The organism is Faecalibacterium sp., assembly GCF_052358865.1.
Lineage (GTDB): Bacteria > Bacillota > Clostridia > Oscillospirales > Ruminococcaceae > Faecalibacterium > Faecalibacterium butyricigenerans.
The window spans coordinates 33685-54085 of record NZ_DAWCVJ010000001.1 but is presented as its reverse complement, the minus strand read 5'-3'; the positions used below and the strand labels follow the sequence as shown (position 1 = coordinate 54085).

The following is a 20401-nucleotide window of genomic DNA, read 5'->3' as shown; positions in this document are numbered from 1 at the left end:
TTTATTCTTACTTGCGCAGCAGCTTGCCGGTGCCGGTGCGGGGCAGAGGCTCAGTGCTGAACTCCACGGCGCTCATCCGCTTGTAGAGCGGCAGGGTGCGGTTGGTCTCAGTGATGAAGTCGCGGACGGTCTGCTGGTCGGCCTCGCCGCAGTAGATGACGGCACAGATCTTCTTGCCCTTCTCCCTGACGATGCATTCCTTGACGGCCTCGCACTTGGACAGCAGATTTTCCAGTTCTTCGGGGCTGACGTTCTCACCGTTGTCGAGGATGATGATATTCTTCTTGCGTCCGGTGATGTAATAGAAGCCGTCCTCATCCACACGGGCCAGGTCTCCGGTGTGGAACCAGCCGTCGGCGTCGAGAACTTCTGCGGTGGCCTCGGGGTCCTTGTAATAACCCAGCATGACGCAGCCGCCGCGGATGCAAATTTCGCCCGTCTCGTCCAGCTTGTACTCGGCGTGGTCGTCGGGCTTGCCCACGGCGCGGATGTGCTTTTCGTCCTGCTCGTAGTTGATGATGCCGTCGCCGCAGGTCTCGGTCATGCCGTACACCTGAGTGATCATCATGCCCTGCTGTGCCAGCTCGGCCAGCATGGCGCCGTCAAACATGGCAGAGGAGCCGCAGGGGTTCCAGATGCCGTTCAGGCGGGCGCGGCGGCCCCGCTTGACGTCTTTGTAGATGGCCTCCATCAGCATGGGAGCCACAGCGATGGCATCGCTGTGCATCAGGCCGAGGTCGCGATAGAAGTCGCGGATGTCGGCGGAGAGGTTCAGCGCCCAGCCCTTGCAGGCCCAAACGAAGAGGCAGATGAACGTACCCAGATGGAACAGGGGCAGGATGGCGAAGTTGCTCAGGACGTCGTTTTTGTCCTCGGGCATATGCTCGTGCTTATAGCCCAGCATGGCGTCGCCGAATTTGACCTGGCACTCCACAGTGGTAAAAAAGTTGCGCTCCGAGAGCATGACGGCCTTGCTGCGGCCGGTGGTGCCGGAAGTGAACATCAGCACCATCAAATCATCATGGCCCACGCAGTCAACAAGCTCTGCAGGCGCGCTGTCCTTGAAGGCGTCCATCGGGCGGAGTTTATCGCCGTAGGCGGCCTCGATGTCGGGGCGGCAGCCATAGTCGATGCCGTCGTTGACGATGAGGGAAGGCTCGACAAGGCCCAGCTCATATTCCAGCTCGGGCCAGGTCTTTTTCTGGTTGATGGTCACGACGACGGCCCCGGCGAGGATCGCGCCGAAGCTGTTGACACCGTACTCATAGCAGTTGCGGCTCATGATGCCGACACGCTTGCCCTTGATGTCGGGGATATTCTCCTTAAAATAAGTAACGGCCCTGCGGATGTCCTGCACATACTGGGCGTAGGTCTTTTCCACCACAGTCTTGCCATCGGCGGCCACATAGCGGAAAGCCACCCGGTCGGGGTACTGCTTCGCCATGACGTCCGTGATGAGCTCATATACAGTATTTATCATTTTTGTCGCTCCTTGCTGTTTTTCTTTATTGCAGCGAAACGCCGGCAGCTGACATTTTCTGCCTCAACGTAATAATACCTGTTTCGGCAGAGAAATGCAACTACGCGGCGTGTCCTTTTTCGCTGTTTTATTGTTTACTTCCGCAGCAGCTTGCCCAGAGCGTTGCGGGGCAGGGGCTCAGCGGTGAATTCCACCGCGCTGATGCGCTTATAGAGCGGCAGGGTGCGGTTCACCTCGGTGACGAAGGCTTTGACCTCTTCCTGCTTATCCTCAGGGCAGAAGACGACGGCACAGATCTTCTGGCCCTTCTCCTTCACGATGCACTCGATAATGGCCGGGCAGAGGGCCAGCTTCTTTTCCAGCTCTTCGGGGCTGACGTTCTCGCCGCTGGCGAGGATGATGAGGTTCTTCTTGCGGCCGGTGATGTAGTAGTAGCCCTCCTCGTCCACCCGGGCGAGGTCGCCGGTGTGGAACCAGCCGTCGGCGTCGATGACCTCTGCCGTGGCCTCGGGGTCCTTGTAGTAGCCCAGCATCACGCAGTCGCCCTTGATGCAGATCTCGCCGGTCTCGTCCAGCTTATACTGAACGTGGTCGTCGGGCTTGCCCACGGCGCTCATGTGGTCGGCCGTCTGGGTGAAGTTCAGGATGCCGTCACCGAAGGTCTCGGTCATGCCGTAGCACTGGTTGATGACGAAGCCGTTCTGGGCCAGCTCCAGCAGCATCTTGGGGTCGAGGGCCGCAGAGGAGCAGCACAGGTCCCACAGGCCGTTGAGGCGGCTGACGCGGCCCCGCTTGAAGTCGTTGTAGACCGTCTCCACCAGCATGGGGGCCGAGGCCATGATGTCGCTGTGCATCAGGCCGAGGTCGCGGTAGAAGTCGCGGATGTCGCTGCAGAGGTTCAGTGCCCAGCCGGCGGGCGGGTAGGACATGACGCAGACGAAGCAGGCCATATGGAAGAGGGGCAGCAGCGTCATGTGGCTCAGCGGCAGCTTCTGACCCTCCGGCAGACGGGACGTGATCCAGTTCTCGGCCCGGGCACCGTAGGTGCAGAGGCTGGCGCACATATTCCGCTCCGAGAGCATGACGCCCTTGCTGCGGCCGGTGGTGCCGGAGGTGAACATCAGCATCATCAGGTCATCGTGGCCGATGCAGTTGGTCAGCTCACCGGGGGCGGTGTCCCGATAGCAGTCCATCGGACGGCACTTCGGGCCGTAGGCGGCTTCCAGCTCGGCACGGCAGCCGTAGTCGATGCCGTCGTTCAGGATGAGGGCCGGTTCCACAAGATCCAGCTCATATTCCAGCTCCTCCCACGTCTTTTTCTGGTTGAGGGTCACGAGGACGCCCCCTGCAAGGATGATGCCGAAGGATGCCACACAGTACTCGTAGCTGTTCCGGCTCAGCAGCGCAACACGCTGGCCCTTGATGCCGGGCACTTCTGCCTTGAGGTAGGCAGTCATCCGGCGGATGTCCTGCGCGTACTCGCGGTACTTCTTTTCCACGACGGTCTTGCCGTCGGCGGCCACATAGCGGATCGCCACATTGTCGGGGAATTCCTGCTCCATGCAGCGGGTCACCATATCATATACGCCTGCGGGGACTTTGATCTCTTCAGCCATTGGTCTTACTCCTTTTTTGTTCGCAAGAAAAATAAACAGCACCATTTCGTTCCAGAATCTCCGCATTTCTGGCAGACAGAGGAAAGTTCTGGTTCGATTCCTCTCGGCAACAGTATACCGCATATGCGCCGCAAACGCAAGATTTCATTGCACAAATATGCAATTTAAACTTGCGCTCAACTTGTGCAACCGGATGTAAATCCTTCCTTTTGTTGCGACGGGACAAAAGCTGTGATACACTTTTTTTCGTCAGGACGAAACTTTGCCCGGAAGCTTCGTCCCCTGCAAATTGACAGAAGACCCAAAAAGCATTATACTGTTTATATCATTTGGCAAAAAAGCTCCCCATCGGGCTTCATATTTTTATCTATCGCGCCCAAAACACGGCCTTTCAGGGCCTCCGGGACAGGCGGCGCACTACAAGGAGGATCCCCTTTATGGAAGGCACCAAGCCCCGCACCGTAAGCAGCCTTGGCATGTTCGACCTGCTGAAAGGCATCGGAATGCTGGCCATCGTCTTTGCCCACACGGCAGAGCTTTACCCCCTCGGCACCGACGACGTCACCCCCTTCGCCTTTGCACTCTTCGCCTACCGCGAAGCGCTGATGGCCGCCTTCTTCATCGCCAGCGGCTACGGCTTCCGCAAGCGCTCCATCCACAAATGCATCGAGCAGCAGGTCAAGACCCTGCTCAAGCCTTACCTTTATACGGCAGCGGCCACCACCGTGCTCCACTGCCTCATCCACCACGCGGCCTTCGGCTCGTGGCCCAACGCCATCACCCAGTCGGGCAAGGTGCTGGGCGGCTTCCTGCTGGGGCTGCCCCACACGGCCTCTTACTTCGGGCAGGAGTTCTTCTCCTGTGGGCCGATGTGGTATCTGGTGGCCCTGATGCTGGCGTGGATCCTTCTCGATGTCCTTCTCGACATCTTCCCCGAGCGGTACATAACCCCGGCCGTCATCGGCGTCACCCTGCTGGGCTGGGGCATCACGCTGGTGTGGGAGGCCCCCTTCTGCATCGCGCAGGGCATGGTATCGCTGCCCTACCTCTACATCGGCTATCTGGCCAAGAAGCGCCGCCTGTTTGAGACGCCCCTTTCCGGCCGGGCCAGAGCCGGGCTGATCGCGGCGGCGCTGGGCGTCGTGGCAGGCGTCCTGCTGACCCAGAGCACCGACTGCGTCTCGCTGGGCGAGTGGACGATGGGGCCTGTGAGCATCTTTCTGGACGGCGCAGTGGGCTACGGCATCATCCGGCTCTTCCTGAAATTGCAGCGCCGGGTGGACGGCCCCATCTCCCACGCCATCGAGTGGGTGGGGCGGCGCTCGCTCTTCATCTTCTGCATCCACACTGTGGAGCTGACGGCTATCCCGTGGTATCTGATGGCGGCGAAATACGCCGACCGTCCGGTGCAGGGGATGCTATTGCAGTTCGTGCTCTCGCTGGCGTCCATCTTCGCCATCACCGAGCTTCTGATGCGGCGGAAAGAGCTGGGCCGGAAGCTTCGGGGCGGCAAGACTGCGGACAAGCCCCGGCGGCGGGACAAGAGCCGTCATTATGCGGCAAAACACTAAAGATACAGCGCTTTGGTATCCGGCCCTTTTTCAGGGCAGACTATATTAGTTCGATGCATGGGCTTGCAGCGAGGGTTGTACGCCTTGCGATAAATTTGAGGAGGCCCCGGTAATGATGAACGATACTCCTGAAGCGGCTCTGCGCAGCCGCATTGCGGATCTGGAACAGCAGCTCAGGCTTGCGGATGAGGGTACCTCGCGGCTGGCCCAGCGCTGCCTTGAGCTGGAAAAGCAGCTGCAGACCTTCTACGCCACCCACCCCCAGAAAGAGATGCAGGCCGACTCACCTGCGCTGGTGCAGCCGCTGCTCTACTTCGATGCCGGCTTCGGCTTCTCCCAGAGGGACACCGTCAAAGCCCCGGACTACGAATACGACGAGATGAACGGGATGGTGACGGCCACCTTCGAGCTGCCCGAGGCCGCCGTCAATCTCCGCTTCGACCCGGGCGAGCTGCCCTGCTGCATCACCAATTTCGTCTTTTCGGATGACCGCATCCTCTGCCGCCCGGTGAACGGCGTACCGCTCCACGGCGACGGCATCCTTTTCCTGAACGACGACCCCAACCTCATGCTGGAAGGGATGAACCGCTTCCCCGCCGGGATGAAGCTGGGCGTGAGCTACGGCTATTTCCCGCTGGAGGCGCTGGCAGGCGACCCGCTCTTCGCCGCAGTGCTGGAGGGCGTGCAGTATTTCCAGAAGACCCGCGTCTGTGAGCAGAAGCATCTGGACCAGTTGGAAAAGACCTCTTCCGACCAGAAGCAGACCATCGACGCCTTGCAGAAGAACATCTCCGAGCTGCATCAGGCCAACGCCGAGCTGACCGCCCGGAGCCGTGCCTACGAAAACTCGCTGGAAAATGTCCTTTCGTCCAGCAGCTGGAAGCTCACGCTGCCCCTCCGCCGTCTGGTGAGCCTGTTCCATCGTGGCAGCTGAGAGGAGGACCGGGATGTACAGCCGTTATACCACCCTGCAGCGGGCACAGCTCGCCAAGCAGGAATATCTTGATACACAGGACGTCTTTCTCGCCGTCTACGCACCGGGGCGGAGGGCCTCCCTGGAAGCCTCCCTGCGCGACCAGCTCCACCGCAAGTTCCTGCTAGCGGAGGACCTTTCCAGCGGGAGTCTGGGCAGCGCCCGCGGCGTGCTGCTGGCGAAAGAAGACCTGAGCCTAATGCCCACGGCCCTGTCCTGCTTTGCGGATGCGCTGCGCAGCGGCGCAGACTACGTCACCAGTGACGCCGTCTTCGGCTATGCAGGCGCCACCGCCCTCTACCACAGCCCCAGCTTTGCGGCCTGCCCCGGCTGCGCCCTCGTCTCCCGGGAGCTGCTGCTGCGCTGTCTGGCCGAGGCCCGTGACCCCGGGAACCCCGCCGAGCTGCTGATGCTGGCGGCAAAGCTCAACCGGAACCACGTCTGTCTCCCGCTGGCGCTGGCCCACTACGAGCGGGACATCTGTGCCGAGGATGTCTGGTCGATGAAGGGGAAGCGGGTGTTCATCATGAGCCACCTGCTGGACATGACCGGCGCGCCCATCGTGCTGGTGAGCGCCGTGCCGGTGCTGCGCAGCATGGGCTACGAGGTGGTCGTCCTCGGCCCGGAGGACAGCGGCTCGATGCCGCTCTTCCTTGAGGCCGGGGCTGTCGTCATCACCCGGCGCGGCTGCGTCCAGTCTCCCCTGCTATGGGGGCTGGCCCTCTGCGCCGACTTCGTCCTCGCCAACACTGTCGTCGAGGCCCGGGCTGTCCGTGCCTTGAGCGGGGCACGGGTGCCGGTGCTCTGGTGGCTCCACGACGCCTTCGCGGGCTACCCCCATATCGCCCACCAGATCCCCAAAGAGCTGGGAGAGAACATCCGGGTCTATTCCGTCGGCAGCCACGCTGCCAACGCCATGCACTCGGTGCGGCCGGAGTTCAACATCCGGCCTCTCATCTACGGCCTGCCGGACTATGCCTCCGAGAAATTCGCCCACTATGACCTGAGCTATGCGGGCGGGCGTCCCCTTTTCGCCACCGTCGGCTCATTCGAGAACCGGAAGGGGCAGGACATCTTCTGCAAGGCCATCCGGCTGCTGCCGCCGGAGACGATGAAAAAAGCCTCCTTCCTCTTTGTGGGCAAGGCCGCCGAGCCGGAGATGATGGACGCCGTGCGCAGCCTGACGGCGGACTGCCCCGACAACGTCTTCTACGTCAAGCGGTTGACCCGGGACGAGATCAAGAGCCTGATGGCTCAGTGCACCTGCCTCGTCTGCGCCTCCCGCGACGACCCCATGCCCACCTTCGTCACCGAGGGCCTCATCTTCGGCAAGCCCGCCATCGTGTCGGAGCACACCGGCACCGCCGGACTCATCACCGAGGGGGTGGACGGCTTCGTCTACGAGGACGACGACCCCGAAAAACTGGCGGAGCGTCTGGCATGGGCCATCGACCACCCGGAAAAACTGGCCGCCATGCGGCAGGCCTGCCGCGACCTGTATGAACGCCACTACTCGAAGCAGGCCTTTGCCGACGGCCTGAAGCAGGCGGTCCGGGAGCTTACCGGCGAATCCACTTTATCACTCTGCCAAAATTGAGGCAAAAAATTTGGCATCTCTTCACAAATGCACCTCCGGACTGTGGTATACTCTTCCCAGAGTTTATCCCAGTCCGTTTTTGTTGAAAGGAGTTTCCCCCATGAGTTCGTCCGCCTCCCCCGCCCCTTCCCGCCGGAAGACCCTGCTCTCGCTGGGCGTTCTGGCCCTGCTGACCGGCATCGTGGTGTTCATTTTCCGGGAGCACTGGGCCGAGATCTCCGCTGCACTGGGCCAGCTCACCTTCTGGCAGGGGTTTCTGGCGCTGGCCGTGGGCCTGAGCTATCCGCTGCTGGAGGGCGTCGTCAGCTGGCTCATCGTCCGCAGCCGCCTGCCCCGGTTCTCTCTGCGCCACGGCATCGACAACGCATGGATGGGCACCTTCGGCAATGTAGTGGGCCTCGGCGCGGGGTCTGTCCCCTTCCAGACGTGGTATCTCCACCGCCGGGGTCTGGACGTCGGCCCGGGCGTAGGCCTCATGACCCTGCAATATGTCTTTCACAAAACGGCCGTTCTGCTTTACACCACCCTGCTGCTTCTGGCAGGCCGCCCTTGGCTGGCGGCCCACTCGGACGGCGTGCTGCGGTATCTGCCCGCAGCCTACGCCGTGGTAGCGGGGGTCATCGTGGGGCTGATCGCCCTCTGCGCCCTGCCGGTGGTGCAGCGTCTGGCCCGGTGGCTGCTGCATTTCCTGCCCGACACAGGCCGCTGGGCCGAGCGCCGGGCCGACTGGCTCCGGCAGCTGGACACCCTGAGCACCGAGAGCCGCCACCTGCTGGCGGACAAAGCCCGCTGCGCCGCCATTCTGGGCGTCCATCTGCTCAAACTCTTTCTGCTCTTCTGCCTGCCGTGGATGGGGCTTCGCTTCATGGGGCTGGACGCCGGGCTGCGCTTCTGGCAGGTGCAGCTCCTCGCCGCGCTGACCCTCTTCGTCTCCAACGCTCTGCCCAACGTGGCGGGCATGGGGTCGGTGGAGACGGCCTTTCTGCTGGTGTACGGCAGCTTCCTCCCCGATGCTGCGTCCATGAGCCTGCTGATGTTCTACCGGCTGGCCAGCTATTACGCCACCTTCGCAGCCAGCGCCGTCGGCTTCGGGCTGGCGCAGCGGAGGCTGAACCGCAGCTGACGGTGTGAAGGTTTTATTTCATTTTAGCAACAGTTATCACCTTATTGTGCATTCTGCGCATAAATTTCTTGATTTTTTCAACAAAATGAGGACGGCAGCACCCAGAGCTTCGAGACCCTGCACTACGAGACCACTCCCATCTCCCTGAAGAGCGTGGACGCAGCCGCAGGCGCTACCCCCATCGCATTCGCTGCTCCTGAGCAGTAAAGATCATCCCATAACAAAGAAAACGGCAGGTGCAACGCACCTGCCGTTTTGTTATTTTATCAAATATCAGCCCTTCAGAGGGACGAAGCCCACGAGGTCCTTCACGACCTCGCCGCCGATGATGAGGCCCGCGACCGACGGCACAAAGGCGTTGGAGCCGGGGACGGAGCGGCGGATGGTACACTTGCGCTGGGTGCCCGGAGGGCAGATGCAGTGTTGCTTGCAGCTGATGGAATCGTCCTCGATGGGGGTCATGGCAGGCTCTTTGGAGTAGACGACCTTCAGGTGCTTGATGCGCCGCTTGCGGCACTCGGTGCGCATGACCTTGGCCAGCGGACAGACGGAGGTCTTGTAGATGTCCGTGACCTCGAAGCGGGTGGGGTCCATCTTGTTGCCTGCACCCATGGAGCAGATGATGGGCACACCGGCCTCCTTGCACTTCATGACCAGCGCGAGCTTGCCGGTGACGGTGTCGATTGCGTCCACAACGTAGTCGAACTGGGTGAAGTCGAAGCTGTCCTGCGTCTCGGGGCCGAAGAAGGTCTTGTAGGTCGTGACCTTGATGTCGGGGTCGATGTCGTGGACCCGCTCTTCCGCCACATCCACTTTATATTTGCCCACAGTCTTGCGGGTGGCGATGATCTGGCGGTTCAGGTTGGTCAGACAGACCTTGTCGTCGTCGATGAGGTCGAGGGCACCCACGCCGCTGCGGGCCAGCGCCTCCACGGTATAGCCGCCCACGCCGCCCACGCCGAATACGGCCACACGGGAGTTGTGCAGCTTGGTCATTGCCTCCGCGCCCAGCAGCATCTGGGTGCGGGAATACTGGTCTTGCATATTGTTTCTCCTTACTTTTCCACTCTCATGATCGTCCCTCCGCCGAGGACGATATCCCCCTGATACAGCACAACGGCCTGCCCGGGGGTGGGGGCGCGCTGGGGCTGGTCAAATTCCAGCCGGAAGCCGTCCGGCCCCGCCGGGTAGACGGTGGCGGGCTGCTCGACCTGATGGTAGCGGGTGCGGGCCGTCACCCGCAGCGGCCCGGTCAGCTCCGGGATGGCGATCCAGTTCACCTCGTCGGCGTAGACGATGGTATCGAACAGCTCCGCCTCCGGGCCGACGGTGACGGTGTTGGCCTGCATATCCTTGGCGCAGACGTAGACCGGCGCGCCCATGGCAAGGCCCAGCCCCTTCCGCTGGCCGATGGTGTACCGCACCGCGCCGCTGTGGGTACCCACCTTTTTTCCGCTGACGTCGAGGAAATCGCCCGCCGGATAGTGTTTGCCGGTGAAGTCCTCCATGAAGCGGGCGTAGTCGCCATCGGGCACGAAGCAGATGTCCTGACTGTCATGCTTGCGGGCGTTGACGAATCCCTGCTCCTCGGCGATGGCGCGCACCTCGCTCTTGTGCAGCCCGCCCAGCGGCAGACGGACGTGAGCCAGCTGCGCCTGCGTGAGGTTGTAGAGCACATAGCTCTGGTCCTTGCCCTCGTCCAGCCCCTTTTTCAGCAGCCAGCGGCCGGTGGCCTCGTCCTGCTCCACCCGGGCGTAGTGGCCCGTGACCACATAGTCCAGCCCGTGGGCCTCGGCCCAGCGGAGCAGGTGGTCGAACTTCATATACTTGTTGCAGTCGATGCAGGGGTTGGGCGTGCCGCCGGCCTCGTAGACCCGGATGAACTTGTCGATGATCTTTTCCTGAAAATCGGCGGTGAAGTCCAGCACCTCGTAGGGGATGTCCATCGCATAGGCCACCTCGGCGGCGTCCTCGATGTCCCGCTCGGAGCAGCAGGTGTGCAGCCCCTCGGTGTCCACGGCCTCGTTGCGGGTGAGGCGCATGGTGATGCCGGTGCAGTCGAAGCCGTCCCGCTGCATGAGCCATGCTGCCACCGAGCTATCCACACCGCCGCTCATGGCGATGAGGGCACCGGGGCGGCAGGAAGTGTTCTGTGTCTCTGTCATTCTGTTCCTCTTTTTGTTATAACACACTAAAACAGTAGATATATACTACCGCAGCTTCTTTCTCTTGTCAAGACGCAGAAAATCCGGCCGCGAAGGCCAGAAGCTCCGTCTTCTCGTTGGGCAGACGGCCCGTGATGACCTCCTCCAGCAGCGCTTCCAGCACCCGCCGCAGGCCCGGCCCGGGCGCAGCGCCCGCCGCCATCAGGTCGCGGCCATTCACGGCCAGCTGGGAGATGCGGCAGCAGACCCCCTGCGCCGTCAGCGCTTCGGCCTCGGCCCGCAGGGCATCGAACGACGCTTTTTCTTCCGGCGCAAGGGCCGTCCAGAGGGCCGTCAGCTGCCGCACGGTATGGAGGTCATATCTTCCCAGCAGACGTTTGGCTTGCAGGCACAGATCACACTTATCCGGGGTGTCGGGAGTTTTCTCTCCACACTCACGCACCAGCGCCGCCGCTCCGTCTATCCTGGCGTTCGAGCACTTCAGGCGTTTGAGCGCTTTCCTCGCCCCCGTCTCACCCAGCGGCAGCAGCAGCGCCGCCCAGCGGGCAGACACCTGCTCCGTCCCCGCCGGAAGGGCATCGATCCGCCTCCGGGCTTTTGTCAGTTCCTCCGGCAGCAGCTCGGGCAGGACGAAGGCCAGCACCTCCGGCTCAAGGTATGCCCCCGGCTGTGGTGCGGCCAGAAGCTTGTTCAGCTCCTCCTCGATGCGCTCTGCCGATACACAGTCGAGGTGGGAGGCCAGCTGCTTTGCCGCCGCCTCGGTGGCTTCGTCGATGGCAAAGCCGAACCGGGCCGCAAAGCGGTAGAGCCGCAGGATGCGCAGGGCGTCCTCCCCAAAGCGGCGCAGCGGCTCACCGACCGCCCGCACCACGCCCCGGGCAAGGTCTTCCCGCCCGCCGAAGGGGTCACACAAGCCCTCCTCGGCGCTGTAGGCCATCGCGTTGATGGTGAAGTCCCGCCGGGCCAGATCCTCCCGGAGGTCGGGCACAAAGGCCACGCTGTCGGGGTGGCGGCCATCGGAATAGCGGCCCTCGGTGCGAAAGGTGGTGATCTCATACAGCTTTCCATCCCGCTTGACGGTGACGGTGCCGTGCTGCAGGCCGGTGGGGATGCACCGGTCTTCTCCGAACAGCTCCATCACCTGCCCGGGGCGGGCAGCAGTGCAGAGGTCCCAGTCGTGGGGCGCAAGGCCCAGCAGGCTGTCCCGGACACAGCCGCCCACGGCGTAGGCCCCAAAGCCTGCCCGGTGCAGCTCATCCAGAAGGGCGGCGGCACCGGGTTCCAGAACGATGTTCATTCGCCTTCCTCCTCATACTGAAGCGCAATGCTCTTGCCGTCGAAGCCGCACTCCGCCGCCGGGAAGAGGCTCTGGGCCTGCGCAAGCTCCTCTTCCGGGTCGGTGATCATGGGTGAATAGTGGACGAGCCAGAGCCGTTTTGCACCGGCCTTTGCAGCGAGGGCCGCGCTCTGGCCGAAGGTGCTGTGGCCGTACTGCTTCGCCTGTGCGGCCTGTTCGGGCAGGGCGTAGGTGGCGTCGCAGAGCAGAAGGTCCACCCCCGCTGCGGCCTGTTCCAGTGCGGCGCAGGGAGCCGTGTCCCCCGAAAAGAGGAAGCTCAGACCCTGCCGGGCCGGGCCGAGGACCGATTCCGGTGCTGCTCTGCTGCCGTCGGCCAGTACGACGCTCTGGCCCTGCTGAAGCGTCTTCCACTGCTGCACCGGCACCCCCAGCGCCCGGGCCTTCTCGGGCGAAAAGCGCCCGGCCCGGGGCAGATCGAGTCGGTAGCCCTGACTCGTGACCCGGTGGCGGGTAGGGACAGGCGTCAGCTTTGCCCCCTGCGGCCAGCCGCCGAAGCGCTCCCGGAGCGCCGCCGGGGCGTCCAGCACCTCGGGGCAGACCGGATAGGGCAGCGGCCCGGTCAGCACCCGCAGCGCGGCCCAGACCTCGCCGAGGCCTTTCGGGCCATACAGCGCCAGCGGGCGGGTACGGCCCTGACAGCCCAGCGTCTGCAGAAGCCCCGGCAGGCCGAAGATGTGGTCGCCGTGGTAGTGGGTCAGGCAGATGGCGTCCAGCTTCATCAGGTTGACCCCGGCCCGGCGGGCGGCGGTCTGGGTGCCCTCGCCGCAGTCGAGCAAAAGGCTGTGCCCCCCGCATTCGGCCACCGCCGCCGTAAGTGCGCGGTCGGGCAGGGGCATGGTGGCCGCCGTGCCCAGCAGTGTAATGGTCAGCATAAGTCTCTCCGTATCACAAAAATCTTGATGGCTATAGTGTACCACACTCTTCGTCCCGGCACAATCGCACACCGCCGCTCCAGCGGGCATAGGATGGGCCAAACGAGAAAGGGAGGGGTCTTGTATGCGGCGTCAGCGGCCCGGGCATCGTGTTCTATCGTTCCACCATCGGGGGCTTCTGCTCCTTCTGGCAGCAGCCGCGGCGGCCCTCTTTCTGCTCTACAGCTGCTCTCCCGGAGTGGTGTACAGCCCCCCGGGGCGGCTGGTGTTCATCCCCCTCGCACAGGTTTCAGGTAGTAGTACGACTTCGCTTTCCGCCTCTCAAAATTTTTTCAGAAAAGGTATTGACTTCACTTTCGTGAGGTGATAAAATCCCACCAAACCAGTGAGAAAGCATAAGTACCACCGCAAAACTCACCAGTACAGAGAGCACCGGGGCAGCTGAGACCGGGCAGTGTGGGCGCGGATGAGAATGGGCTTTTGAGGGCAAACCGAACCGCATTTTTATGCGCAGTAGGGGCGACGGAGAGCGCCTCCGTGAACAAAGCCGGTATGTGTTGGCATATCACGAGTGGGCAGGGTCATTCCTGTCAAGATTGGGTGGCACCGCAGGAGTATTTTATCCGCTCTTGTCCCAATTCACGCAATGTGTTTTGGGACAGGAGCGGTTTTTATTTTTCCCTCTTGTCCCGCAAGCAAGGGCCGGCATGTGCATCCGGCCCGGAAAGGACAAGCCTTATGAAGACCGAAGCGAACATCCCGTACAAGTTTTATCTGGAAGAATCGGAGCTGCCCACCGCATGGTACAATGTGCGGGCCGATATGAAAAACAAGCCCGCTCCCCTGCTGAACCCCGGCACCCTCAAGCCCATGACGGCCAAGGAGCTGGACGGCGTTTTCTGCGATGAGCTGGTACAGCAGGAACTGGACGACACCACGGCCTACATCCCCATCCCGGACGAGATCCGGGAATACTACCGGATGTACCGTCCGAGTCCTCTGTGCCGCGCCTACCGACTGGAAGAGGCCCTCGGCACCCCGGCGAAGATCTACTATAAATTCGAAGGCAACAACACCAGCGGCAGCCACAAGCTGAACAGCGCCATCGCGCAGGCTTACTACGCCAAGAAACAGGGCCTCAAGGGCGTGACCACCGAAACGGGCGCGGGCCAGTGGGGTACCGCCCTCTCCATGGCCTGCAGCTACTTCGGGCTGGACTGCAAGGTCTACATGGTCAAGGTGAGCTATGAGCAGAAACCCTTCCGCCGCGAGGTCATGCGCACCTACGGCGCATCGGTCACTCCCAGCCCCAGCATGACCACCAATGTGGGCCGCAAGATCCTTGCCAAGCACCCCGACACCACCGGCAGTCTCGGCTGTGCCATCAGCGAGGCCGTGGAAGTCGCCACCTCCACCCCCGGCTACCGCTATGTGCTGGGCAGTGTACTGAATCAGGTACTGCTCCACCAGAGCGTCATCGGCCTCGAGACCAAGACCGCCCTCGACAAGCTGGGCGTCAAGCCTGACATCATCATCGGCTGCGCCGGCGGCGGCAGCAACCTCGGCGGCCTCATCAGCCCCTTCATGGGCGAGAAGCTGCGGGGCGAGGCCGACTACCGCTTCATCGCCGTCGAGCCGGCCAGCTGTCCCAGCTTCACCCGCGGCAAATTTGTCTACGACTTCTGCGATACCGGCATGGTCTGCCCGCTGGCCAAGATGTACACCCTCGGCTCCGGCTTCATCCCCAGCCCCAACCACGCGGGCGGCCTGCGCTACCACGGCATGAGCAGCATCCTCAGCCAGCTCTACCACGACGGCCTGATGGAGGCCACCAGCGTGGAGCAGACCAGCGTCTTTGAGGCAGCAGAGCAGTTTGCCCGCATCGAGGGCATCCTGCCCGCCCCGGAGAGCAGCCACGCCATCCGCGTCGCCATCGACGAAGCTCTCAAGTGCAAGGAGACGGGCGAGGCAAAAACTATCGTCTTCGGCCTTACCGGCACCGGCTACTTCGACATGGTGGCCTACGAGAAGTTCCACGACGGCAAGATGACCGACTGCATCCCCACCGACGCCGACCTACAGAAGGGCTTTGACGGCATCCCCCACTTCCCCGGCAACGAATAATTCCTGAAACATCCTCTCCCCTCACACCCCCGCGCGGCGCAAGCTGTGCGGGGGTGGTTTTATATAAAACGGAATGACTGCCTGCACACTGAGCCAGACGGTCATTCCGCAAACAGCAAGCCAGCCGCCCTGCAAGACACAGGGCGGCTGGCCGCTTCTATTATGCAATTCAGGAGAATGGAGGAGAAAATAGCGTTTTCAGGGGGCTTGCTTCCGGGGGACGGAAGGAACGCCGGAGTTATTCGCCGCGGACGGCTGCGAAGCCTGCCTCGAGGTCGGCGATGATGTCGTCGATATGCTCGGTGCCGATGGACAGACGGATGGTGTTCTGGTAGATCTGCTGCTCGGCCAGCTCCGCGTCGGTCAGCTGGCTGTGGGTAGTGGAGGCCGGGTGGATGACGAGGCTCTTGACGTCCGCCACGTTTGCCAGCAGGGAGAAGATCTTCAGGTTGTCGATGAACTTGAAGGCTTCCTCACGGCCGCCCTTGATGTTGAAGGTGAAGATGGAAGCGCCGCCGTTGGGGAAATACTTCTCATACAGGGCGTGGTCGGGGTGATCCGGCAGCGAGGGGTGGTTGACCTTCTCGACCTGCGGATGGTTGGCAAGGAATTCCACGACCTTCTTGGTGTTCTCCACATGGCGCTCGATGCGCAGGCTCAGGGTCTCGGTGCCCTGCAGCAGCAGGAAGGCGTTGAAGGGAGAGATGGTAGCGCCGGTATCACGCAGCAGGATGGCGCGGATGTAGGTAACAAAGGCGGCAGGGCCGGCGGCGTCCGCAAAGGACACGCCGTGGTAGCTGGGGTTGGGGGCAGCGATGTTGCCGTACTTGCCGCTGGCCTTCCAGTCAAACTTGCCGCTGTCCACGATGATGCCGCCCAGCGTGGTGCCGTGGCCGCCGATGAACTTGGTGGCCGAGTGGACGACGATGTCCGCGCCGTGCTCGATGGGACGGATGAGGTACGGGGTGCCGAAGGTGTTATCAATGACCAGCGGCAGGCCGTGCTTGTGGGCGATGGCCGCGATGGCGTCGATGTCGGGGATGTCACTGTTGGGGTTGCCCAGAGTCTCGAGGTAGACGGCCTTGGTGTTGGGCTGGATCGCATTCTCGACCTCTTTCAGGTCATGTGCGTCCACAAAGGTGGTGGTGACGCCGAACTGGGTCAGGGTGTGCTCCAGCAGGTTGTAGCTGCCGCCGTAGATGGTCTTCTGGGCCACGATGTGGTCGCCGGCCTGCGCCAGCGCCTCGATGGTGTAGGTGATGGCCGCCGCGCCGGAAGCGGTGGCCAGAGCAGCGACGCCGCCCTCGAGCGCCGCGATGCGCTTCTCGAACACGTCCTGCGTGGAGTTGGTCAGACGGCCATAGATGTTTCCGGCGTCGGCCAGACCGAAGCGGTCAGCGGCGTGCTGGCTGTTGCGGAAGACGTAGGAGGTGGTCTGGTAGATGGGAACGGCGCGGGAATCGGTGGCGGGGTCGGCCTGCTCCTGACCAACATGGAGCTGCAGAGTCTCAAACTTATAATCAGACATAGTATTTTCCCTCTATATTTGTACTCAAAGTATTATTTTGCTCACAAAAATACCCGGCAGCGTGGGAGTTCTCACCTTTCGTCTGCCGGGCAAAGAAATCGTTCTCCACTCAGAACCTTTTGTCTGTCTTGGGCGTCACATTCGCTCGCGCATTCGCGGCATAGAGGGCACCGTACAGCTTTGGCTCAGAGTTTCTTTCTCAGCCCGGGCGCTGTACATTCGCCCACAGCGGAAGTTGGCGTACAGAAGATTTTTCCAAATCAGCGTCATTTGAGTACCCTCCTTTCTGAATCCTCACTCAACCTACAAGGCGTGTGGTTTTGTTGCTTGCATTATATCTTCCTATACCCACATTGTCAATAGGTTTTATCCGATTCCCTTTCAAAAAGTTTTAAGAAGTCATTCTTTTGCGAAAAATGCAAAAAGATTGCATTTTGGTCTTGCATTTCACCCAGAATGCGTGTATACTCTTTCCTGCGCCTAAAATGCAATCAGGTTGCAATTTAGGCAACTGAAGCAAATTTTCGGCGGAACACACCTTCCTTATACTTTATCATCAATCACGAGGTATCACGATGGAACTTTTTCTGGATGTACTGGCCGAGTCTCTGGTGGACACCGCCAAGATGCTCCCCTTCCTGTTTTTAGCCTATCTCTTTATTGAATATGTGGAGACCCGCCACGGCGAGCGCATCGAGGCCCTGCTGGCCGGCGGCGGACGCTGGGGCGCTGTCCCGGGGGCCGTTCTGGGCTGCGTGCCCCAGTGCGGCTTCTCGGCCATCGCATCCAACTTCTACGCCTCCCGCGTCATCACGCTGGGCACGCTGATGGCCGTCTATCTTGCTACCAGCGACGAGGCCATCCCCCTGCTGGTGTCCATGCCCGCCTACTGGGACAAGCTGGCTCTGCTGATGGTCATTAAGGTCGTCTACGCCATCTTTGTGGGCTTTATGCTGGACTTCGTCCTCCGCAAGGCCCTGCCCCGCAGCCTGCGGGGCGGCTACACCGGCCACGCCGATGAGGTGGACTGCCACGAGGAGCACAGCGATGAGCAGGGCCAGCCCCAGCCCATCTGGAAGGCCGCGCTCCGCCACACTCTCGAGATCTTCGTCTTTATCTTCGCGTTCAGCCTTGTGTTTGGCCTCATCGTCGAGGGCGTGGGCGAGGATGTCTTTGCCGCCGTGCTGGGCCGGATGGGCTTCTTCCAGCCGGTGATGGCCGCGCTGGTGGGTCTCGTACCCAACTGCGCCGCCAGTGTCCTTCTGACCCAGCTCTATGTCGAGGGTGCGCTCCGCTTCTCGAGCCTCGTGGCCGGTCTGTGCACCGGCGCAGGCGTGGGCCTCGCTGTGCTGTGGCGGGCGAACCCCTCGTGGAAACAGAACCTCTTCATCACCGGTCTGATGTGGGCCTGCGGCGCAGCTGTGGGCGTGGGCATCCAGATCGTGGTCGCGTTTATCGTCTGAGCTTTCTATTTTTCAGCATCCGCATTTCTTCTCTGAACGGGGGAGTGCGGATGTTTTCTTTTATCGTGAAAAAGAGCCTTTCTCTTCACAGCCTTGCCCTCTCTGTCTTTGCTTCGCATTGCCACAGCCCGGGTTGCGGCACCCAGCATCCGCTTCGTGCTCTGAAAGGCACTTGCGTCTTGCTGGCCGCGGCCCCAACAGCTCTTTCCTGTTTCCGCCACTGGCGGCGGTCAGAGCTGTTGCTCCCAAAGGGAGAGGCTTTTAACAGCATATTCTTGAGACAAATCCCCCATTTTGTGATATACTCAGCTCATACAGAAGTATAGTAAGGAGAACACCATGCAGTATAAGATCCTCGCAAGCGATTATGACAACACCCTCGTCCCCTTCGGTGAGAGCCAGCCCCGCCCGGCGGTGGTCAAGGCCGTGAAGAAGCTTCAGACCTCCGGGGGAAAGTTCGTGCTGAGCACCGGCCGGGCGTGGTCTGCCATCAACCGGAAAGGCCAGCTGGGCGGCATCCGGTTCGACTACGCCATCACCTGCAACGGTGCCTGCGTCGTGGACCGAAACGGCACCATCGTCGCCGAGCATCCCATGACCAACGAGGAGATGTACGCGCTGGTGGATTTCTGCGAGGATTACAACTACCCGCTGCAATTCAATTTCCGGGACGCATACTATGCTTACTGCGAGTATGAGACGCTCCGCAGCTGCTACACCCAGATGAACAGCGTCGGGCTGGACTGTGTGGACGGCGAAGACCAGGACCGCCACCTCATCGATATGCCCCACGCGGCGTTCTGCCTCTTCCCCGAGGGGGCGCTGGAGCGGTTCCACGAAAAGTACGGCCACCTCGGCCTTCACTTCATGCAGACGGGCGGCCAGCTGCCCGACGGCTCCCACTTCTATGACATCGTGCGGGGCGGGATCGACAAGGGCGCGGGCCTCGCAGACCTCTGCGAGAAGATGAGCCTCTCCCTCGCCGAGGCCGTGGCGGCGGGCGACTCCACCAATGACGTGGAGATGCTGAAGGCCGCCGGCCTCGGCTGCTGTATGTCCAACGGCACCGACGACGCCAAAGCCGCCGCCGACCGCATCATCGGCGACGTGCGGGAGGACGGTCTTTCTGCCCTCATCGAAGAGCTGTGGTTCGACGGCCCGAGGGCGGAGCCGTCCAGCCGCGACCTCGGCTCTGCGTGGGAGACGATGGAACGATGAGCTTCGCACCGGTCTATTCCGAGAGCAGCCGCGCCCTCATCCTCGGCACATGGCCCAGCCCCAAAAGCCGGGAGATGGCCTTCTATTACGGCCACCCACAGAACCGCTTCTGGCCCATGATGGCCGCCCTCACCGGCGAGCCTGTCCCCGCCCGGGAGGACATCGAGGCCAAAAAGGGCCTCATCCTCCGCCACGGCCTCGCCCTCTGGGACACGCTGGAAAGCTGCACCATCACCGGCGCGTCGGACGCCTCCATCCGGGACGTCGTGCCCAACGACATTGCCTCTCTCTTGGCCAAAGCGCCCATCGAGGCGGTGTTCTGCAACGGGGCCACGGCCCACCGCATCTATACAAAGTATCTGCTGCCGGCGTCCGGCATCCCGGCAGTCAAGCTGCCCAGTACCAGCCCCGCCAACGCCGCCTGCCGCCCCGAAAAGCTGCGGGAGGTCTGGGGCGCGGCCCTCAAAGATTATATAACCGTTTCGAACCTGTAAATTATTCATGAAACGCTTGCGTTTTATGGAGAAAAGGATTTATTATGGAAGAGTACAAGGGGCAGCCGGCCCCTTCGGGAAAGGAGACCCCCCATGAGCAAAGTGATCCGCACCACAAAACCCAGCGTCCTGCCGTGGTATGCGGCGGCGCTGGTGTTCGCGGTGCTGTGTGCCGTGCTGCCAGTCTATAAGCTGTGGGCACTGCTGGTGGCGCTGGGCTGCGCTGGCGCGGCCTTTGGTGCGGCCCAGAAAGTCTGCCCGCCCCGGGTGGTGGAGCACGAAGTGCCCTTCCACACCGGCAGCGGCGATGTGGACGAGATGCTGGCCGACATCCAGCAGAAGCTGGACGCACTCCACGCACTGAACGAGGCTCTGCCCGACCCGGAGCTTTCCGCCGCCATGACCCGGATGGAAAAGGCGGGCCGCTCCATCGTGGAGACGGTGGAGGCCAGCCCCGCCAAGGCCAAGCAGGTGCGCCGCTTTGCGAACTACTACCTGCCCGACGCGGTGAATATCCTCGAGCAGTACGCCAGACTCGCCCGTCAGGGCGTGCGGGGCGAAAACGCCGCCGCCATCCGGTCGGAGGTGGAGCACAACGCGGCCTCCATCGCCACCGCATTCGAGAACCAGCTGGATGCGCTGTATGCCGCCGAGAGCATGGATCTCTCGGCAGACCTGACAGTATTGCAGAATATGCTTAAAGGACAAGGGCTGAGTTGAGGCTGGCTTGCCCTCTCAGGCGCTGACGCGCCAGCTCTCCCAAAGGGAGAGCCTTTGGTGAAAACTGATAGTTTACCGGCTCCTCGGAAAGCCTCTCCCT

Annotated in this window: 16 protein-coding genes; 9 read left to right on the top strand and 7 right to left on the bottom strand. The window is 62.1% G+C overall.

Annotation, left to right across the window (positions count from 1 at the left end):
• Positions 1 to 7 precede the first annotated feature (7 nt).
• Both ACT8X9_RS00215 and ACT8X9_RS00210 read right to left on the bottom strand, forming a co-directional pair.
• Positions 8 to 1480 carry a class I adenylate-forming enzyme family protein gene (locus ACT8X9_RS00215; RefSeq protein ID WP_444267723.1) on the bottom strand — a complete coding sequence of 491 codons (1473 nt, stop codon included), beginning with the start codon at positions 1478 to 1480 and terminating at the stop codon, positions 8 to 10.
• 134 nt (positions 1481 to 1614) lie between these two features.
• A complete protein-coding gene (locus ACT8X9_RS00210; RefSeq protein WP_444267722.1) occupies positions 1615 to 3096 on the bottom strand; it encodes a class I adenylate-forming enzyme family protein in 1482 nt (493 codons plus the stop codon).
• A 437-nt stretch (positions 3097 to 3533) separates the two neighbouring features.
• Here ACT8X9_RS00210 and ACT8X9_RS00205 point away from each other — a divergent pair, with 437 nt between their 5' ends.
• From ACT8X9_RS00205 to ACT8X9_RS00190, 4 genes are all read left to right on the top strand, one after another.
• Complete coding sequence (locus ACT8X9_RS00205; RefSeq protein ID WP_444267721.1) at positions 3534 to 4667, top strand: acyltransferase family protein; 1134 nt, start codon at positions 3534 to 3536, stop codon at positions 4665 to 4667.
• Between the two features lie 112 nt (positions 4668 to 4779).
• Complete coding sequence (locus ACT8X9_RS00200) at positions 4780 to 5601, top strand: hypothetical protein (protein WP_249234137.1); 822 nt, start codon at positions 4780 to 4782, stop codon at positions 5599 to 5601.
• A gap of 13 nt (positions 5602 to 5614) precedes the next feature.
• Positions 5615 to 7237: a glycosyltransferase gene (locus tag ACT8X9_RS00195; protein WP_444267720.1), complete on the top strand. Its 1623-nt coding sequence runs from the start codon at positions 5615 to 5617 to the stop codon at positions 7235 to 7237.
• A 100-nt stretch (positions 7238 to 7337) separates the two neighbouring features.
• Complete coding sequence (locus ACT8X9_RS00190) at positions 7338 to 8360, top strand: lysylphosphatidylglycerol synthase domain-containing protein (RefSeq protein ID WP_444267719.1); 1023 nt, start codon at positions 7338 to 7340, stop codon at positions 8358 to 8360.
• A 273-nt stretch (positions 8361 to 8633) separates the two neighbouring features.
• On the opposite strand, the gene ACT8X9_RS00185 is transcribed toward ACT8X9_RS00190, so the two are convergent.
• The 4 genes from ACT8X9_RS00185 to ACT8X9_RS00170 all read right to left on the bottom strand — a co-directional run bounded on the left by ACT8X9_RS00185 (position 8634) and on the right by ACT8X9_RS00170 (position 12754).
• On the bottom strand, positions 8634 to 9404 hold the full coding sequence (locus tag ACT8X9_RS00185) for a tRNA threonylcarbamoyladenosine dehydratase (protein ID WP_227620929.1): 771 nt from the start codon (positions 9402 to 9404) through the stop codon (positions 8634 to 8636).
• Between the two features lie 11 nt (positions 9405 to 9415).
• Positions 9416 to 10525, bottom strand: coding sequence for a tRNA 2-thiouridine(34) synthase MnmA (gene mnmA / locus ACT8X9_RS00180; RefSeq protein WP_444267718.1), 1110 nt, complete (start codon positions 10523 to 10525; stop codon positions 9416 to 9418).
• Between the two features lie 67 nt (positions 10526 to 10592).
• Positions 10593 to 11822 carry a CCA tRNA nucleotidyltransferase gene (locus ACT8X9_RS00175; protein WP_444267717.1) on the bottom strand — a complete coding sequence of 410 codons (1230 nt, stop codon included), beginning with the start codon at positions 11820 to 11822 and terminating at the stop codon, positions 10593 to 10595.
• Positions 11819 to 12754, bottom strand: a complete 936-nt coding sequence (locus ACT8X9_RS00170) for a ribonuclease Z (RefSeq protein WP_444267716.1) — start codon at positions 12752 to 12754, stop codon at positions 11819 to 11821. The genes ACT8X9_RS00175 and ACT8X9_RS00170 overlap by 4 nt, the downstream gene beginning before the upstream one ends.
• Before the next feature lie 738 nt (positions 12755 to 13492).
• On the opposite strand from ACT8X9_RS00170, the gene ACT8X9_RS00165 reads away from it, so the two are divergent.
• Positions 13493 to 14878, top strand: a complete 1386-nt coding sequence (locus ACT8X9_RS00165) for a TrpB-like pyridoxal phosphate-dependent enzyme (RefSeq protein ID WP_444267715.1) — start codon at positions 13493 to 13495, stop codon at positions 14876 to 14878.
• Positions 14879 to 15116: 238 nt separating this feature from the next.
• Here ACT8X9_RS00165 and ACT8X9_RS00160 read toward each other — a convergent pair whose 3' ends face one another.
• Complete coding sequence (locus ACT8X9_RS00160) at positions 15117 to 16406, bottom strand: O-acetylhomoserine aminocarboxypropyltransferase/cysteine synthase family protein (protein ID WP_444267714.1); 1290 nt, start codon at positions 16404 to 16406, stop codon at positions 15117 to 15119.
• Between the two features lie 575 nt (positions 16407 to 16981).
• Between ACT8X9_RS00160 and ACT8X9_RS00155 the strand changes: the two genes are divergently transcribed.
• From ACT8X9_RS00155 to ACT8X9_RS00140, 4 genes are all read left to right on the top strand, one after another.
• On the top strand, positions 16982 to 17869 hold the full coding sequence (locus ACT8X9_RS00155) for a putative manganese transporter (protein WP_444267713.1): 888 nt from the start codon (positions 16982 to 16984) through the stop codon (positions 17867 to 17869).
• A gap of 339 nt (positions 17870 to 18208) precedes the next feature.
• On the top strand, positions 18209 to 19087 hold the full coding sequence (locus ACT8X9_RS00150; protein ID WP_444267712.1) for an HAD family hydrolase: 879 nt from the start codon (positions 18209 to 18211) through the stop codon (positions 19085 to 19087).
• Positions 19084 to 19581, top strand: coding sequence for a DNA-deoxyinosine glycosylase (locus tag ACT8X9_RS00145; RefSeq protein ID WP_444267711.1), 498 nt, complete (start codon positions 19084 to 19086; stop codon positions 19579 to 19581). The genes ACT8X9_RS00150 and ACT8X9_RS00145 overlap by 4 nt, the downstream gene beginning before the upstream one ends.
• Before the next feature lie 93 nt (positions 19582 to 19674).
• Positions 19675 to 20301 carry a 5-bromo-4-chloroindolyl phosphate hydrolysis family protein gene (locus ACT8X9_RS00140; protein WP_444267710.1) on the top strand — a complete coding sequence of 209 codons (627 nt, stop codon included), beginning with the start codon at positions 19675 to 19677 and terminating at the stop codon, positions 20299 to 20301.
• Positions 20302 to 20401: the final 100 nt, after the last annotated feature.

Excerpts from the sequence above, each read along its gene's own strand:
- ACT8X9_RS00215 (WP_444267723.1), bottom strand. The coding sequence starts at position 1,480 with ATGATAAATACTGTATATGAGCTCATCACGGACGTCATGGCGAAGCAG.
- ACT8X9_RS00210 (WP_444267722.1), bottom strand. The coding sequence starts at position 3,096 with ATGGCTGAAGAGATCAAAGTCCCCGCAGGCGTATATGATATGGTGACC.
- ACT8X9_RS00205 (WP_444267721.1), top strand. The coding sequence starts at position 3,534 with ATGGAAGGCACCAAGCCCCGCACCGTAAGCAGCCTTGGCATGTTCGAC.
- ACT8X9_RS00200 (WP_249234137.1), top strand. The coding sequence starts at position 4,780 with ATGATGAACGATACTCCTGAAGCGGCTCTGCGCAGCCGCATTGCGGAT.
- ACT8X9_RS00195 (WP_444267720.1), top strand. The coding sequence starts at position 5,615 with ATGTACAGCCGTTATACCACCCTGCAGCGGGCACAGCTCGCCAAGCAG.
- ACT8X9_RS00190 (WP_444267719.1), top strand. The coding sequence starts at position 7,338 with ATGAGTTCGTCCGCCTCCCCCGCCCCTTCCCGCCGGAAGACCCTGCTC.
- ACT8X9_RS00185 (WP_227620929.1), bottom strand. The coding sequence starts at position 9,404 with ATGCAAGACCAGTATTCCCGCACCCAGATGCTGCTGGGCGCGGAGGCA.
- mnmA (WP_444267718.1), bottom strand. The coding sequence starts at position 10,525 with ATGACAGAGACACAGAACACTTCCTGCCGCCCCGGTGCCCTCATCGCC.
- ACT8X9_RS00175 (WP_444267717.1), bottom strand. The coding sequence starts at position 11,822 with ATGAACATCGTTCTGGAACCCGGTGCCGCCGCCCTTCTGGATGAGCTG.
- ACT8X9_RS00170 (WP_444267716.1), bottom strand. The coding sequence starts at position 12,754 with ATGCTGACCATTACACTGCTGGGCACGGCGGCCACCATGCCCCTGCCC.
- ACT8X9_RS00165 (WP_444267715.1), top strand. The coding sequence starts at position 13,493 with ATGAAGACCGAAGCGAACATCCCGTACAAGTTTTATCTGGAAGAATCG.
- ACT8X9_RS00160 (WP_444267714.1), bottom strand. The coding sequence starts at position 16,406 with ATGTCTGATTATAAGTTTGAGACTCTGCAGCTCCATGTTGGTCAGGAG.
- ACT8X9_RS00155 (WP_444267713.1), top strand. The coding sequence starts at position 16,982 with ATGGAACTTTTTCTGGATGTACTGGCCGAGTCTCTGGTGGACACCGCC.
- ACT8X9_RS00150 (WP_444267712.1), top strand. The coding sequence starts at position 18,209 with ATGCAGTATAAGATCCTCGCAAGCGATTATGACAACACCCTCGTCCCC.
- ACT8X9_RS00145 (WP_444267711.1), top strand. The coding sequence starts at position 19,084 with ATGAGCTTCGCACCGGTCTATTCCGAGAGCAGCCGCGCCCTCATCCTC.
- ACT8X9_RS00140 (WP_444267710.1), top strand. The coding sequence starts at position 19,675 with ATGAGCAAAGTGATCCGCACCACAAAACCCAGCGTCCTGCCGTGGTAT.